Origin of the sequence: Vibrio cincinnatiensis (genome assembly GCF_022113815.1) — a bacterium.
GTDB classification, from domain to species: domain Bacteria; phylum Pseudomonadota; class Gammaproteobacteria; order Enterobacterales; family Vibrionaceae; genus Vibrio; species Vibrio cincinnatiensis_A.
Map to the genome: position 1 here is coordinate 38,083 of NZ_SGOM01000008.1, position 16,040 is coordinate 54,122.

A 16,040-nucleotide genomic window follows, 5' to 3' on the forward strand; every position below is an offset into this window, starting at 1 on the left:
GCTCATGAGTGCAGAGTTGTTGTTAAACGTGACGCCGAGTGAGACTCGGGTTGCGATGATTGAAGGTGGAGTTCTACAAGAAATCCACATAGAACGTGAAGCCAAACGCGGTATTGTTGGCAATATTTACAAAGGAAAAGTCAGCCGGGTGTTGCCGGGTATGCAGGCTGCCTTTGTTGATATCGGTTTAGATAAAGCGGCATTCCTGCATGCTTCTGATATTGTTCCCCATACCGAATGTGTATCCGAGAACGAAAAACAGCAGTTTAAAGTTCGAGATATTTCAGAGCTTGTACGGCAAGGGCAAGACATTGTTGTTCAGGTTGTCAAAGATCCTCTCGGTACCAAAGGTGCTCGTCTTACGACGGATATCACTTTACCTTCCCGTTATCTGGTTTATATGCCCGGAGCCAGTCATGTAGGCGTTTCGCAACGTATTGAAAGCGAAGATGAGAGAGAGCGCCTGAAAAAGGTGGTGGCTCACTACTGTGACGAGCATGGTGGCTTTATCATTCGTACCGCCGCTGAAGGGGCAAATGAAAAAGAGTTAGCACAAGATGCGGCTTTCTTAAAACGCCTGTGGAGTAAAGTCATGGAGCGAAGGACGAAGTATAAAACCCGTTCCACTTTATACGGCGAATTGGGGCTGGCACAACGAATTTTACGAGATTTTGTTGGAACCGATTTAACGAAAATTTTAGTCGATTCACGCATTGAGTACGATAACCTCATTGAATTCACTTCTGAATTTGTTCCTGAGCTGACGGATAAATTAGGGTTGTACGAAGGGGATAAACCTATCTTCGATATGTACGATACCGAAAATGAAATTCAGCGTTCACTTGAGCGAAAAGTGGAACTGAAATCGGGAGGATATCTGATCATTGATCAGACCGAAGCCATGACAACCATTGATATCAACACCGGTGCGTTTGTGGGGCGACGGAATTTAGAAGAAACGATTTTTAATACCAATGTTGAGGCGACTCAGGCGATTGCTCGTCAACTACGGTTACGTAACCTTGGTGGGATTATTATTATCGACTTTATTGATATGGCCTCTGATGAACATCGTAAACGAGTATTGATCTCGCTAGAAGCCGCATTAAGTAAAGATCGAGTCAAAACCAATATTAACGGTTTTACTCACTTAGGCTTAGTCGAAATGACGCGTAAGCGTACTAGAGAAAGCATTGAACATGTACTTTGTTCGACTTGTCCAACTTGTGAAGGACGTGGAACAGTCAAAACGGTGGAAACCGTGTGCTTTGAAATTCTGCGTGAAGTTACACGGGTGAATCGCGCTTATGACGCGGATAACTTTGTTGTTTATGCCTCTCCTGCGGTTGCGGAAACATTACAAGGGGATGAGTCCCATTCTCTGGCTGAACTTGAAGTGTTTATTGGTAAAGAAGTGCGTATTAAAGCGGAATCTTTGTATGTTCAAGAGCAATTTGATGTTGTCATGATGTAAGTAGGGTTGCGGGTGATTTCGAGTGTAACTCGCCTTGGGCGGATGGTGTTATGGCTACTGATTAGCCTGTTAGTGGTGTTGGCTTTGGCTGTCACCACTTTACGTGTGTTATTGCCAGAAATGAACCGCTTCAAAGATGAGATTCAGCATTGGGCGAGTGAGCAGACTCAAATCCAATGGGTTATCTCGGATGTGCGTGGTTTTTGGCGTAATACACACCCTTCATTAGCGCTACAAGGCGTACAGGCAAATCTGCCAGATGGCAGCCAGATCCAGTTTCAGACTGAACGCATTGATGTGGAATTTGATCTATTGCAAAGTCTACTGCAGCGCCAGCCTGTGGTTGCCAATTTGATCATTCATCAACTGACCTTAGATATTCAATCCGTGGATTGGTTGGCATTAGGCCAAGCGGATCCGACTCGTCCAGCGAATACACAAGGTCGAATACTTCAGCGTTTAGATACTCTTTTTTTGCGCCAGTTGGATGATTTTTCTATCCAAAATTCCACCATTCTTTATCAAACCATGGCGGGTGATCTTCGTCAGATTGAGATCGAAAAACTGCATTGGAAAAACCAAGGCCAACAACACCGCGCAGAAGGGATCGTTAGTTTAGTCGATAGTGAAATCAATTCATTAAATGTACGGGCTGACTTTCAAGATCACGGCTCACTGCGAGATATTTCAGGTCACTTTTATGTGAGTGCTGATAAGCTGAGAGTACGCCCTTGGTTAACTCGATACCTAACGGATGAAGTCGGGATAGAGCGCGGCATTGTTAGCTTTAATGCTTGGGCAACCCTGAAACATAACCAACCTGTTGACGGTTATGTTGAGTTGAAACCATCTGAAATATCTTGGCACGGTCAAAAGCAAAACGAACTGTTATTAGAATCAGGAATATTGCAGCTTTCTCCTACGGAACAAGGGTGGCAAGTCAGTGCGCATGCATTGAATTTGCGCACCAATGATACCCCATGGCCAAGCCTTGATGTGGCGTTTGATTGGCAGCCTGATGGCTGGCGAGTGAACATTTCCCAATTAGCTCTGGAAAGTTTGTCTCCTTTTATGGCCTTGTTACCGAAGGAAAAAGAAGCTCGGACTTGGCTAACCAAATTGAATCCTCGCGGAAGATTGGATGATCTTCGTATTGCAAAGCAAAGTGATCAGCCTCTTCGTTATTCGTTCAATCTGAATCAAGGTGCCATCAACCAATGGGCATTGCTGCCGGAAGTGCACCATTTGCAAGCTCATATTGCAGGGACATCAGATAAAGCGGTCATTCACGCATCATTGATTGATGACAAGCTTCCTTATGGGGATGTTTTTCAAGCTCCACTACCTATTCGTCAAGCATCGGTTGATCTCATCTGGCAACAAGATGAACAAGGATGGGCTTTATGGGCTGATAAAGTCACGGCAGCGACACCTGATTTACAAGTGTTAGGGGCGTTTCGTCTTGATTTTCCTCATCAACGTTCACCTTTCCTTTCCTTCTACGCTGAGGCCGATTTATACAACGCAGGGGCGACGTGGCGTTATTTACCGACGTTAGCCTTAGGGCAAGATTTGACGGATTACCTCTCAACGTCGATTCAGGGAGGTAAAGTAAAAACAGCTAAATTACTTTGGTATGGGGCATTAAATGATTTCCCCTATACGCATAACCAAGGCGTCTTTCAAGCTTGGGTTGGTTTAAAAGAGGCGAAATTTAGTTTTGATACCGCTTGGCCAACCATTACCGATTTACAACTCGATCTGTTATTTGAAAATGACGCCATGTATCTTGATTCTCGCTCTGCTACTTTGATGGGCGTAAAAGCACAACGTATCGTTGGACAAATTGCACAGCTTGCAAGTGATGGAAAGTTAGATATCAGTGCCGCTGTTGCTGGGCAAGGTAATGCGGTACGAGACTATATGACGGCTACGCCATTAGTCGATTCCGTAGGAGCTGCCCTTACTACGATTGACGTGAGTGGTTTGGTCAATTCTGAATTTCAGCTAAGTATTCCATTTGATAGTGATAAAGATGTTCGCGCGTGGGGATGGGCTGATTTAAAACAGAACCATGTGGAAATTGATACACCTCCCATGACGTTAGAAATGGTATCGGGACGCATCCATTTTGATAATGATATTGTCACGGCGGCTGGGTTATCTGCTCAGCTATTGGAACAACCAATCTCCTTTGATTTTAAAGGAGAAAGTGCTCAGCAAGGCTATAATGTTGCGATTGACTTAGTGGGTGACTGGGAAACGTCACCACTGAAACCATATGTTGGAGAGGCGTGGTTAGCGCCACTTTCAGGCCATGCACCTTGGCAAATGGGCGTTGATATTCAATTAACAGATGTCGGCTTTACCTACCAAATTGACACACAAGTGAATCTACGTTCGATTGCTAGCCGTTATCCTTATCCATTGAGTAAATCTCTTAATCGAACCGGAGAGGCGCGTTTACAAGCATCAGGGAATCAACAATCTATTTCCGCTCGCTTGCAGCTTCCAGAGGCAAAATATCAAGCGGAAATTGATATTACTCAGCCAACCCCTGAGCTTACCGCGACCTATCTTTTGCTTGGGCAAGGCAGCTTTAAAATTAGCCCTGTCGTGGGGCATCATGCACAAATACGCAGCGATCAGTTTAATGTTGATCAATGGTTGGCGCTGATGCAACAGGCTTCGACGAACGTTTCGCATACCACTTTAGCTAAACTGAATACACCAACAATTCCACTGCCTGAACGTATTGATCTCAATGTGAAAGATCTCACGTTAGCAGAGTTAGAGTGGCATGATGTTGACTTTTCAGCTCGCCAAAAGAATCTCGGTTGGCAAGCGGAGATTAATAGCCAAGAAATTCAAGGGCAGGCCAGCTATATTGAGCCTTATGATTTGAGTGTCTCGTTGCAACGTTTGCATATTTACCTTCCGCAACTGGAGGCTGAAAGCGATGATGGAAGTCCATTGCTTGTGGATAGACTCAAACAAGATGCGCCATTGATCTCTGAATTTGACCGGCAATTTCATGCTTTGATGCCGAATTTAACTTTGGTGATAGAGGACTTCTGGTTGCAAGGTTATAAGGTGGGTACGCTCAATATGGATTTTCAACGTCAAGGAGATACCTTGGAATGGAAGCGAATTGATATTGCCAGTGGAACCAATCAAATTCATATCAATGGTGCATGGACACTAACAGAAAACAGTAGCCAAACCACAATGAACCTGGATATGAAAGGGGAAAATAACAGTGATTTAATGGAGCGATTTGGGATCAGTTCTGGTATTCAAAAAGCTCCGTTTGAGATAAGTAGCCAAACACAATGGCAAGGTGCGCCTTGGTCCATGAAAGTGAATACTTTACAAGGCCACTTAGAAACTAAGTTAGGTAAAGGGGTTATTTCTAACGTCAGTGGAGCATCAAAACTGCTGGGTATTTTTAGCCTAGATTCGATCATTCGTAAGATGCAGCTCGACTTTAGTGATGTCTTTGATAAAGGGATGGCATTTAATCGCATCACGGGAAGTGGCGAGTTTTCCCAAGGTATTTTTGTGACCAATAATATAAAAATGGACGCCATTGCCGGAGAAATGACCATTAAAGGCATGGCGGACTTAAATACGCGAATGGTCGATGCTGAGGTAAATTTTATTCCTGATATCACTTCGGGCATTCCGGTGATGACTGCGTTTGCTGTTACTCCAGCCACTGCTTTGTATGTTTTGGCGATAACAACGGTTATCTCGCCTGTTGTTGAAGTTTTTACACAAGTGAACTATCAAGTGATAGGCCCAATGGATTCTCCAACCGTTAAAGAGTTATCGCGCAGTAAAGGGGAATTTCAGTTACCAGAAAAACTGAAAAAATAACCAGAGGGAGCTCAGTATGGCACGGATAGGTTTGATACAAATGACATCGGGGGCATCGGTCTGTGACAATATTCAGATCCTTGAACAGCAGTTGGTGTCGTTGGCTAAGCAGAAGGTTGCGTGGGTTGTGACACCAGAAAATGCACTCTTGTTTGGGCAACATTTAGATTATCATCACCATGCAGAGCCTCTTGCTCAAGGGCCGATCCAGCAACAATTATCGGCGTTGGCTTGTCGTTATCAAGTGTGGCTGTTGGTGGGCAGTTTTCCAATTCGTCGTGAGGACGGTATCACTAGTACCTCGATATTGTTTAACCCTCAAGGCAAGGTGATAGCGGATTATGACAAGCTACATCTGTTTGATGTCGATGTAGCGGATGGGCATCGCTGTTATCGTGAATCTGCAACTTTTGCTCCTGGTAATCGAGTGGTAGTAGTGGATACACCGCTCGGTATGTTAGGCTTGTCCATCTGTTATGATCTTCGTTTTCCTCAGCTATATTCCGAATTACGCCAACAAGGGGCACAAGTGTTATTCGTTCCTGCCGCTTTTACCTCGATAACGGGCAAAGCGCACTGGCAAGTTTTATTACAGGCAAGAGCGATAGAAACGCAGTGCTGGGTGGTTGCTGTCGGTCAAACGGCGCTTCATCCTTGTGGTCGTGAAACATGGGGGCACTCAATGGTCGTCAGCCCATGGGGGGAAGTCGTCGCTTCACTCGGCCAAGAGGCTGGATGCTTAGTCGTGGATATAGACGTTGAACAGACTGAGCCTATTCGCCGTGCTATGCCCGTTATGGAACACACACGTTTTTATAATCAATTGATAGAGAAAAAGAACCCGTTATGAGTATTACCCGTATAGAAGAGGCATTGCTAACCCCAACAGGGCTCAGTGAACAAGATATTGCTGATACTTTAGCCAGTATTGTCACTCGTGATATTGATTATGCAGACATTTATTTTCAGTCTAGCTGGCATGAATCTTTAGTTTTAGAAGACAGTATTATTAAAGATGGCTCATTTAATATTGATTGTGGCGTCGGTGTGAGAGCGGTAAGTGGAGAAAAAACGGGTTTTGCTTATTCTGATCAAATTCAATTAGATGGTTTAAAGCAGAGTGCGATAGCCGCACGTGGTATTGCTCAACAAGGGAAAAACGCTCAAGTAAAAGCATTTCATCGCACCGATCATCAGCACTATTATGCTGCCACTAATCCGCTAGAAAGTTGGCAGAAACAAAAAAAAACCGAATTATTACAGCAGCTCGATGCCTATATTCGTACTAAAGAACCCCGTGTACAGGAAGTATCGATCAGTTTAAGTGGGGTACATGAGCAGATGTTGGTGGCCGCCACTGATGGCACTTATGCTGGAGATATTCGCCCATTAGTACGTTTGTCTATTTCGGTGTTGGCAACAAAAGGTGATCGTCGAGAACGTGGTAGTGCGGGGGGAGGCGGTCGATTTAGCTATGACTACTTTCTTAATGAAGAGAATGGGCAAAAAATCGCCTTTGCTTATGCCGATGAAGCCATTCGCCAAGCGTTAGTTAACTTAGACGCGGTTGCTGCGCCTGCGGGAACGATGCCGGTGGTGCTTGGTTCTGGCTGGCCGGGCGTTTTACTGCACGAAGCTGTAGGGCATGGTTTAGAAGGGGACTTCAACCGTAAAGGTTCATCGATGTTTGCGGGGAAAATGGGCAAGAAAGTCACCTCAAATCTATGTACGATTGTAGATGATGGTACATTAAAAGATCTGCGAGGCTCACTTAACGTCGATGATGAAGGGGTGAATGGTCAATATAATGTATTGATTGAAAATGGGGTTCTCAAGGGCTATATGCAAGATAAGTTGAATGCCCGTTTAATGGGGGTGACACCAACAGGAAATGGTCGCCGCGAATCTTATGCTCATTTACCTATGCCACGTATGACCAACACCTATATGTTACCAGGGCAACATACGCCTGAAGAGATCATTGCCAGCGTCAAAAAAGGCGTTTACGCCCCTAATTTTGGTGGTGGGCAAGTGGATATCACTTCGGGTAAATTTGTTTTTTCTGCATCCGAAGCTTACTTAATTGAGAACGGTAAGATCACGCATCCAATTAAAGGGGCGACCTTGATCGGATCCGGCATCGAGGCAATGCAGCAGGTTTCTATGGTGGGCAACGATCTGAGTCTTGATCGTGGTGTTGGTGTGTGCGGTAAAGCCGGGCAGAGTGTTCCGGTTGGGGTTGGGCAGCCAACCTTGAAATTGGATGCATTAACCGTTGGTGGAACGGAATAAGTAAAATCTGAGATTTACCCATAAGTTCCTGACCAGTTCGAGAGAAAAGATCGGTAGAAGATCATTTTGTCGGTGGCAATTTGTCAGGAACCGTGCGATATTTCGTCGCACAAAAATTTGAGCCTATTTACTTGGAGCCACAGCTATGTCTCATGAAGATGACTATCTCTCTGTTGAAGCATTCATTGAAATTCAAAAAGAAGAGACTCGTGATATTATTCAAGCGCTACTCGATGACGGCAGTGATCCAGAAGCCTTATATGAAATTGAACACCACTTTTTTTCAGAGGACTTTGAAAAATTAGAAAAAGCGGCCGTGGAAGCGTTTAAACTTGGTTTTGAAGTTCTGGAAGCGGAAGAGACTGAAGATGAAGACGGTAATAAACTCCTTTGTTTTGATGCGACAATGTCGTCAGTTTTAAACCCTCAAGCGATTGATGAACAAGTTGAGAAGCTGGTGAATCTGGCTGAAAAATTTGATGTGATCTACGATGGATGGGGCACGTACTACGAAGGTGAAGATGCTCTATACAACGAAGAAGATGACGACGACGAAGAGTAAATAAGACTTTTCCTGCATGATAAATACCAGCCCCTTGGCTGGTATTTTTGATCTAGGTCATGTATATATGGCGAAAATTCATTAGATATGATATCGATTATGCAGCTTTCCCTTGCCGGATTTTGGCAACTTTCTCCCCTGACTGATTTATCTATTCCTCAAGAGGATCTCTGTTTTCCCGGTCCACTGAGTTCGGCTTTGCCCGTATCACTTGATGAAGCAAGCATTGCAGAACAAGAATGGCATTTGATGCATGATATTGAGGTTGATGAACACCTTCTAAGCTACCCTGCGATTGATTTGGTGTTAGAAGGCATTGATTATCATGCTGAAATTCGCTTGAATGGTGTTGCCTTATTTGACTGTGATGGAACGCAGGCTGTCTATAAAAAAGAGATTCGTGCTTTGCTTAATCTGGGTAAAAATCGAATAGAGATTTTGTTTCTTTATCCAGAAGAGGATTTGTTGATTGACAAGGAAGAAGTCGATCAATGTTTATTGGGGAAGCTGACACCACAACGCTACGATGAGCGAATGGGGATATGGCGAGAGCCTTATTTGCAATGTATTCGTCATGTCCGATTAGAGCATGTTACCACCGAACAGATTTGGCACTATGGTGGAGGATGTGAATTACTGATTACTTTATTTTTCAAACCGTATGCTGCTGGGTTGATTTCTGCATCGGTACGGTTTGATCATGTCACATATCAACTTCCGATTGATATCCGTAGTGATCAGGTGAGTGCTCTTTTTCAGGTTGAAGCTCCCAAGCATTATCAGCCAGAGAGCCCAGATCCTAATGATCTTTATCCGATCAAGATTGAGTTGGACGGGCAAAAAATAGAGCTACAATTAGGGTTAAGTGAGCATCTCAGCGTGACACATTTTCCTTTGTAACACCTAAAAATTAATGAGCACAGCCCCAGTGGTGGTGATCTGAACTTTTTGCTTGCGGATGCATACTTTGCCACAATTTTTCATGGAAGTAGTAGGCACAAGTGTTAAAGCTTGGCTCAATCATGGCCATGACCCCACCGACTAACCAACTACCCGTTAATAGGTAAGCAATACTAAAAGCAACGCTAAAGTGAATCACAGCAAAGCTGGCTGTTTTTATCTGTGGTTTACCTGAATAGCGTTGTAAGAACGGGTGTTTGGTCCATGCTTGCTCGTGGAAGTAAAAAGCAACGGTATTCACCATCGGTTCTAACATAGCAATCAAACTGCCAAGAATAATATCGCCAGTCAGGACATAAGCAACAGTGAAAGCGATAGTAAAGTGTATAGCAGCAAAGCTTAATGTCTTTTTCATAATGTCTACTCAACGTTATTTCTTTTTGATGTAATCATTATTGATAATTATTCTCAAAAAGAAAAGAAGAATTGAGCAATTAATGTGATAGGCAATAACGAACAAAAAAGGCGCATTAGGCGCCTGAGTATTATCCTTGTGGTTTGACAACCAGCACATGAATGGGGGAGTGTTCAACCACTTTGCTTGCCACCGACCCCAACATGACCTTATCCATTTTTGAGCGTTTATGGCTCGGCATAATAATAAGATCGGCATTAAGCTTGGCTGCATGTTCCAGAATGGTCGTGTATGGTTTTCCTTCAGCGACATGCAGTTGATAGTCAATGTCAGCGGTTATATTTTGCTGAGCAAATTGCGCTAGCCTTTCCCGCACATCCTGCTTCATCTTTGCTGCAGCGTCACGTGGAAAGTAAGTGGCAACCATGGACATATGAATACCGGGTAAAACGGTTAATAGGTGAACTTTTGCTCCACTCTGTTGGGCATGCCATACGGCGAGTTGGGCCGCTTTATCCGCAAAACCTTGTTCATTTAAATCGACAGGAAGCAAGATATGGTGATACATAATTCATTATCTCTGTGTTTAGTGCTCATAAAGACTATACCCAAGAATGTCATTATTTCTTGGGTATAGGTCTGATTCTTATCAATATATTAAGCGGTCATTGCTTGTTTAGCCGCTCGCCTTTTTTGGTTCCAGCCTAATAGTAGAGTTAATAGTATTGCAGGGAGGAATACCCATTCTTTCATCGGCCGATCACTATCCACAATCACCGAACGGACTTCCCAATCAAAATCAATGCCCGCCGCTTCTGCTGGGCTACCAAATTCAACCATATCAATCAACATTCGATTATTTTCGTTATTGATCATTAGCCCCATGGAAGCAATGCGTTGCGCAGCACTGGTTGTTCTATCATCAAAAGGGAGTAGAACGGTTTTGGAAACGTAATCTCCAGTTAAGGTTTCTCCTGCGACTATCATTGTTACTGATTGACCAACAGGGGCTTGTTCAACAAGAGTTTCAAGATCAGTGCCAGGGTAAATATTTTGGGCAGGGTAGACCATATCCCACCAAAAACCGGGGCGGAAAAAGGTAAATGTTAGCAGTAGCAGAGCGAGCACTTCCCACCATTTGGTCTTGGTAAACCACCAACGCTGTGTTGCGGCCGAAAATAAAAGCATCGCAATGATGGAGGAGGCTATAGTGAGAGCAAGATGCCACCAAGTATCGATCCCCATCAATAATAATTGCGTATTAAACACAAACATAAAGGGTAAAATGGCGGTTCGAATATCATAGGCAAAGCCTTGAATACCCGTACGAATTGGGTCAGATTGAGCGATAGCTGCAGCAGCAAAAGCGGCCAAACCGACAGGAGGAGTATCATCCGCTAAGATACCGAAATAGAATACAAATAAATGGACTGCAATCAATGGAATAATTAAGCCACTTTGTGCACCTAACGTGACGATAACAGGAGCCATTAAGGTGGAAACCACAATATAGTTGGCCGTTGTTGGTAAGCCCATTCCCAGTAATAGGCTGATCACGGCAGTAAAGAGCAGCATTAAGATAATATTGCCCCCAGAGACAAACTCAACGAAGTCCGTCATGACTAAGCCTATCCCCGTTAGGGTGACCACACCAACAACGGTTCCGGCAGCAGCGGTAGCGACCCCAATACCAATCATATTTCTGGCACCAGAGACGAGGCTTTCCAGCAGATCATTTACTCCTACTTTGGCTTGAGTGGAGGCATCCCCCGTCTGATTAAACCAAGCCATCAAGGGGCGCTGAGTCAGTAAAATGAAGATCATAAATACCGTCGCCCAAAATGCGGAAAGCCCAGGTGAAAATCGCTCAACCGTTAGGCACCAGACTAAAACAACAATTGGCAGCAGATAGTGTAGGCCAGATTTAACCGTTGGACCAACCTCTGGGATCTCTTGTATGTTTTCATCAATGTTGAGTTCTTTTTCATGGCTAAACTTTGCAGCGATTCGCACTAAGAGAAGATACGTAACCAATAGAGCGGTTCCCACTATTGGTGTTGCCGCAGCACCAAATGCCTCTTTCGTCCACCCAACACCATAGTAAACAGTGGCGCTTAACACACATAGGCCCAATATAGTGCCTGTAAATGAGAGTAGGCTTTGCATTAATGTTGTGGTTCTGCGTCGTGGAAGGCCTGTCATTCCTGCCTTACAAGCTTCTAAATGTACAATATAGATAAGGGCGATATAGGAAATCAGCGCAGGCAGTAACGCTGCTCGAATGACTTCAACATAGGAAATACCGACATATTCCACCATCAAAAAAGCCGCAGCCCCCATGATCGGTGGTGTTAGCTGACCATTCGTGGAGGCGGCAACTTCTACGGCTCCTGCTTTAGTACCTGGAAAACCGACGCGTTTCATTAATGGAATGGTAAAAGTTCCGGTGGTGACAACGTTGGCAATCGAAGAACCTGACACTAATCCGGATAGCCCTGAAGCTACAACGGCTGCTTTTGCTGGCCCTCCACGCATATGGCCGAGTAAAGAAAAGGCGACTTTAATAAAGTAAGCGCCAGCTCCTGCTCGATCTAGCATTGCGCCAAATAGTACAAATAAGAAGACAAAAGAGGTGGAAACCCCTAAAGCAACACCAAAAACGCCTTCTGTTGTCAGCCATAAATGGGACATGGCTTTTTGTACACTGGCGCCTTTATGAGCAATCACGTCAGGCATGTAGGGGCCAGCAAAAGTGTAAAAGAGAAATAACCCGGCTACACACATCAGTGGTGGACCTAATGCTCGGCGAGTGGCTTCCAGTAACAGAAGCATACCTGTCACCGCGATTATAATATCCGGCGTAGTGGGCGCTCCAGAGCGTCCGGCCAATGAGGCGTAAAAAAGATAAATATAAGCCGCTGAGAAACTTCCTGCCAATGCCAACAACCAATCGGCGAGCGGAATGTGATCTCTAGAAGAATTTTTTAATGCTGGGTAAGCCGTAAATGCGAGAAAGACGGCAAAGCTTAAATGGATTGAACGGGCCTGAGTATCATTGAGAATCGCGAAGTCAAAGATAAAAGGCAGGGGTGAGGCATACCAAAGTTGGAACAGTGACCAACAAAGGGGCACAAACCATAAAATACGACCGGGCAATCCTTTAGGATTCCTTGCTCCGGTATCTGCCTGTGCAACCATCTCTTGCACATCTTGTGACGGGATATTTGCCTGCGTCATGTACGTTATCCTTATTATTGATGGTTTTTAATTAGGTAGTCATAGAAATGTGGCTTTACAAACTGAGTGAAAGCCAAAGGGTTGTTTGTGGTAAAAGCTCGGATAGTTCCGAGCTTTTTCTAACCTCCCATGAATGATCATGGTGAGGAGGAGTGGATGCTAAGCCATTATTTCAATAGACCCACTTCTTTATAGTACTTTTCAGCACCAGGATGGAGAGGAATGGAAAGCCCTGCTTTAACCATCTCTTCTTTTTTTAGCGTTGCAAAAGCGGGATGCAGGCGAGTAAAGGTATCGAAGTTTTCAAATACTGCTTTCGCGACGTTATAAGCCACTTCATCGGACACATCTGTGCTGGTCACCAATGTTGCTGCAACACCAAAACTGGTGACATCAGTATCGGTTCCACGATACATACCTGCAGGTACTGTGCTATAGGCATAGTATGGGCGTTCTGCAACAATTTTTGTTATTTGTGGGCCTGTTGCGGAGACTAATTTCGCATCGCAAGAGGTGGTGGCTTCTTTGATTGAACCATTTGGATGACCAACCATGTAGATAAAGGCATCAATTTTGTTGTCACACAAGGCTTGTGAACGCTCAGAGCCTTTAAGCTCTGCGGCGAGTTTAAAGCTATCATTCGTCCATCCAAATGCATCCATCACCACTTGCATGGTTGCACGGTCGCCTGACCCCGGGTTACCTATATTAACTCGTTTACCTTCAAGATCTTTTACGTTTTGGATTCCTGAATCGGTGCGAGCAATAATGTTAAAAGGTTCGGTATGAAGAGAAAACATTGCCCGTAGGTTTTTATTTGGCCCTTGTTCGGTAAATTGGCTGGTACCGTTATATCCGTGATATTGCCAATCTGATTGTACAATACCAAAATCTAACTCACCGCTTCGAATGGTGTTTACGTTGTAAATGGAACCACCGGTTGCTTCAACAGAGCAACGAATATTATGATCTTGACGATCTTTATTCACTAAGCGGCAGATAGCACCTCCTGTTGGATAGTAAACTCCAGTAACAGAGCCTGTACCTATGGTAATAAATTCCTGAGAGTAGGTGGCACTTGACCCCATAATCGCTGCGGTAATTGCACCGATCTTAATGATTTTATTCAATACCATGAATGTCCCTTCCTTTTTGTTATGACCCCAAAATTCAATAGAGAATGTTAGGGCGTTTCTTCATCGAGAAACCGAAGCTTTTTCAATCCATATACCGAAAAAGTGACTGAATAATAGCAAAAAATGGCAAAGTAATTATAGAATTGTAAAATAATATAGCGAAACTGATAGGCGAGAGAAGGGGGTTTTTCTGGCTAATAAATCAGATAAGTAATTGATGACTAAAGAGTTAAAAAAGAGGTCATGTTTATTGATAACTTGTTTAAGATGTGAGGTGGATCACGCAGTGTAGGTCACCTTTCCACCTCTTTATCTTAATTTTATCGATTAGCGGAATGAACTTTGGTTAACCCGCATATTCAAAGAGTTCACACACAGAAGTGAATAATTGCTTTGTCGTGATATTGAGCGTAGGAGTAATAAAAATAGTATCATCACCCGCAACCACCCCCAAGATACCTTCTGATTTACCCAGAGAATCCAGCAAACGAGCAATGAGCTGCGCCGCACCGGGGCCCGTATGAATAACAACTAAGGCACTGTTGTGGTCAATATCCAGAACTAACTCGCGTAAAGAGCTAGATACGGTAGGAACGCCGAGTTCTGCAGGGAGGCAATAAACCATCTCCATTTTTGCATTACGAGTACGAACCGCCCCAAATTTGGTCAACATGCGTGACACTTTTGATTGGTTAATATTATCGAAACCTTCATTTTTTAAGGCATCGACAATATCGCTCTGAGAGCCAAATCGCTCTTCTTTTAGCAGCGCTTTAAAAGCACGAACTAAATTATCTTGTTTATCCATATGGCGCATTGTTCTTCTTACTTTCGCTGAATCAACCATGAATGCATATTTTCACATAGCCGATGATAGAGTGGCAAATTATCGTACAAAACTGTCTAAAAGGTCACTGTAAAAATGGTCTATTTTGGTTTAGATAGGGGATAAACTTTTGTGATTAAGTAATAATAACCCCATAATCGCACCTTAAGTTGTAGCACGGCTTCAGGGAGTTGCGCAAAGTCGCAAAGCTGAAGTTAATTGATTGTAATCAAGTTGTACTTGCTATAGCTTTTTGAGGTCGGATAAACCTACCCTACCAAAACATTTATAAGAGATTAACTCTCAAGGAGATCTACGATGAAAGTCGCTGTTATTGGTGCCGCTGGCGGCATCGGTCAAGCCCTAGCCCTGTTATTGAAAAACCGTCTTCCTGCTGGTTCAGATCTTGCCCTTTATGATATAGCCCCAGTTACCCCTGGTGTTGCAGCAGATTTGAGCCACATTCCTACCCCTGTTTCAATTAAAGGTTATGCGGGTGAAGATCCTACCCCTGCACTTGAAGGTGCTGATGTTGTGCTGATTTCTGCGGGGGTTGCTCGTAAGCCGGGTATGGATCGAGCGGATCTCTTTAATGTTAACGCAGGTATTGTAAAGTCTTTAGCTGAGCGCATCGCTGTTGTTTGTCCAAACGCTTGTGTGGGAATTATCACTAACCCAGTCAATACAACCGTTCCTATTGCTGCGGAAGTGTTGAAAAAAGCGGGTGTTTATAACAAAGCGAAGCTTTTCGGTATTACTACGTTGGATGTTATTCGTTCTGAAACATTTGTGGCTGAACTCAAAGATAAAGATCCAGGTGATGTTCGTGTTCCTGTGATCGGTGGTCACTCAGGTGTCACTATTCTCCCTCTGCTTTCTCAAGTTGATGGCGTAGAATTTACCGCAGAAGAAGTGGAAGCACTGACTAAACGTATCCAGAATGCGGGTACTGAAGTGGTTGAAGCCAAAGCGGGTGGCGGTTCAGCAACGCTTTCTATGGGGCAAGCTGCTTGCCGTTTCGGTCTTTCTTTAGTGAAAGCACTGCAAGGTGAATCTGTAATTGAATACGCTTATGTGGAAGGGAATGGTGAGCATGCTCCATTCTTCGCACAGCCAGTTAAACTGGGTAAAAATGGCGTAGAAGAGCTTCTCAGCTATGGCACACTCAGTGCTTATGAGCAAGCCGCTCTTGATGGCATGCTAGAAACGCTTAATAAAGATATTGAGATTGGTATCGAATTCGTTAAATAAACGAACGGCGAGTCGAAATGAATAAAAATGCCGCTGATTCTACAGCGGCATTTTTTATGACTATCGGT

General features: G+C 44.0%; 12 protein-coding genes. 7 read left to right on the plus strand and 5 right to left on the minus strand.

Annotation, left to right across the window (positions count from 1 at the left end):
* The first annotated feature begins 4 nt into the window (after positions 1 to 4).
* The 6 genes from rng (at position 5) to EXA13_RS11220 (ending at position 9,107) form a co-directional block, all read left to right on the plus strand.
* Complete coding sequence (rng, locus tag EXA13_RS11195; RefSeq protein ID WP_238133264.1) at positions 5 to 1,474, plus strand: ribonuclease G; 1,470 nt, start codon at positions 5 to 7, stop codon at positions 1,472 to 1,474.
* 12 nt (positions 1,475 to 1,486) lie between these two features.
* On the plus strand, positions 1,487 to 5,353 hold the full coding sequence (locus EXA13_RS11200; protein WP_238133265.1) for a YhdP family protein: 3,867 nt from the start codon (positions 1,487 to 1,489) through the stop codon (positions 5,351 to 5,353).
* Between the two features lie 16 nt (positions 5,354 to 5,369).
* The gene (locus tag EXA13_RS11205) at positions 5,370 to 6,203 is read left to right on the plus strand and encodes a carbon-nitrogen hydrolase family protein (RefSeq protein WP_238133266.1); all 834 of its coding nucleotides are present in this window, start codon (positions 5,370 to 5,372) and stop codon (positions 6,201 to 6,203) included.
* The gene (gene tldD / locus EXA13_RS11210) at positions 6,200 to 7,645 is read left to right on the plus strand and encodes a metalloprotease TldD (protein ID WP_238133267.1); all 1,446 of its coding nucleotides are present in this window, start codon (positions 6,200 to 6,202) and stop codon (positions 7,643 to 7,645) included. Before EXA13_RS11205 ends, tldD begins: the two co-directional genes overlap by 4 nt.
* 145 nt (positions 7,646 to 7,790) lie before the next feature.
* Positions 7,791 to 8,207: a ribonuclease E inhibitor RraB gene (gene rraB, locus EXA13_RS11215; protein ID WP_238133268.1), complete on the plus strand. Its 417-nt coding sequence runs from the start codon at positions 7,791 to 7,793 to the stop codon at positions 8,205 to 8,207.
* A gap of 99 nt (positions 8,208 to 8,306) precedes the next feature.
* The gene (locus EXA13_RS11220) at positions 8,307 to 9,107 is read left to right on the plus strand and encodes a glycosyl hydrolase 2 galactose-binding domain-containing protein (protein ID WP_238133269.1); all 801 of its coding nucleotides are present in this window, start codon (positions 8,307 to 8,309) and stop codon (positions 9,105 to 9,107) included.
* 10 nt (positions 9,108 to 9,117) lie between these two features.
* On the opposite strand, the gene EXA13_RS11225 is transcribed toward EXA13_RS11220, so the two are convergent.
* From EXA13_RS11225 to argR, 5 genes are all read right to left on the minus strand, one after another.
* Entirely contained in the window at positions 9,118 to 9,522 is a 405-nt protein-coding gene (locus tag EXA13_RS11225; protein WP_238133270.1) for a DUF2061 domain-containing protein, read from the minus strand.
* A gap of 130 nt (positions 9,523 to 9,652) precedes the next feature.
* Entirely contained in the window at positions 9,653 to 10,090 is a 438-nt protein-coding gene (locus EXA13_RS11230; RefSeq protein WP_238133271.1) for a universal stress protein, read from the minus strand.
* A gap of 89 nt (positions 10,091 to 10,179) precedes the next feature.
* A complete protein-coding gene (locus tag EXA13_RS11235; RefSeq protein ID WP_238133272.1) occupies positions 10,180 to 12,759 on the minus strand; it encodes a TRAP transporter permease in 2,580 nt (859 codons plus the stop codon).
* 167 nt (positions 12,760 to 12,926) lie between these two features.
* Positions 12,927 to 13,895, minus strand: a complete 969-nt coding sequence (locus EXA13_RS11240) for a TAXI family TRAP transporter solute-binding subunit (protein WP_238133273.1) — start codon at positions 13,893 to 13,895, stop codon at positions 12,927 to 12,929.
* A 346-nt stretch (positions 13,896 to 14,241) separates the two neighbouring features.
* Positions 14,242 to 14,712, minus strand: a complete 471-nt coding sequence (gene argR / locus EXA13_RS11245; RefSeq protein ID WP_238133274.1) for a transcriptional regulator ArgR — start codon at positions 14,710 to 14,712, stop codon at positions 14,242 to 14,244.
* 327 nt (positions 14,713 to 15,039) lie between these two features.
* On the opposite strand from argR, the gene mdh reads away from it, so the two are divergent.
* Complete coding sequence (gene mdh, locus EXA13_RS11250; RefSeq protein ID WP_238133275.1) at positions 15,040 to 15,972, plus strand: malate dehydrogenase; 933 nt, start codon at positions 15,040 to 15,042, stop codon at positions 15,970 to 15,972.
* Positions 15,973 to 16,040: the final 68 nt, after the last annotated feature.

What these genes read in the sequence shown, in the direction of transcription:
- EXA13_RS11225 (WP_238133270.1), bottom strand. Translation starts at nt 9,522, where the DNA reads ATGAAAAAGACATTAAGCTTTGCTGCTATACACTTTACTATCGCTTTC.
- EXA13_RS11230 (WP_238133271.1), bottom strand. Translation starts at nt 10,090, where the DNA reads ATGTATCACCATATCTTGCTTCCTGTCGATTTAAATGAACAAGGTTTT.
- EXA13_RS11240 (WP_238133273.1), bottom strand. Translation starts at nt 13,895, where the DNA reads ATGGTATTGAATAAAATCATTAAGATCGGTGCAATTACCGCAGCGATT.
- tldD (WP_238133267.1), top strand. Translation starts at nt 6,200, where the DNA reads ATGAGTATTACCCGTATAGAAGAGGCATTGCTAACCCCAACAGGGCTC.
- EXA13_RS11235 (WP_238133272.1), bottom strand. Translation starts at nt 12,759, where the DNA reads ATGACGCAGGCAAATATCCCGTCACAAGATGTGCAAGAGATGGTTGCA.
- EXA13_RS11220 (WP_238133269.1), top strand. Translation starts at nt 8,307, where the DNA reads ATGCAGCTTTCCCTTGCCGGATTTTGGCAACTTTCTCCCCTGACTGAT.
- rraB (WP_238133268.1), top strand. Translation starts at nt 7,791, where the DNA reads ATGTCTCATGAAGATGACTATCTCTCTGTTGAAGCATTCATTGAAATT.
- rng (WP_238133264.1), top strand. Translation starts at nt 5, where the DNA reads ATGAGTGCAGAGTTGTTGTTAAACGTGACGCCGAGTGAGACTCGGGTT.
- EXA13_RS11205 (WP_238133266.1), top strand. Translation starts at nt 5,370, where the DNA reads ATGGCACGGATAGGTTTGATACAAATGACATCGGGGGCATCGGTCTGT.
- mdh (WP_238133275.1), top strand. Translation starts at nt 15,040, where the DNA reads ATGAAAGTCGCTGTTATTGGTGCCGCTGGCGGCATCGGTCAAGCCCTA.
- argR (WP_238133274.1), bottom strand. Translation starts at nt 14,712, where the DNA reads ATGCGCCATATGGATAAACAAGATAATTTAGTTCGTGCTTTTAAAGCG.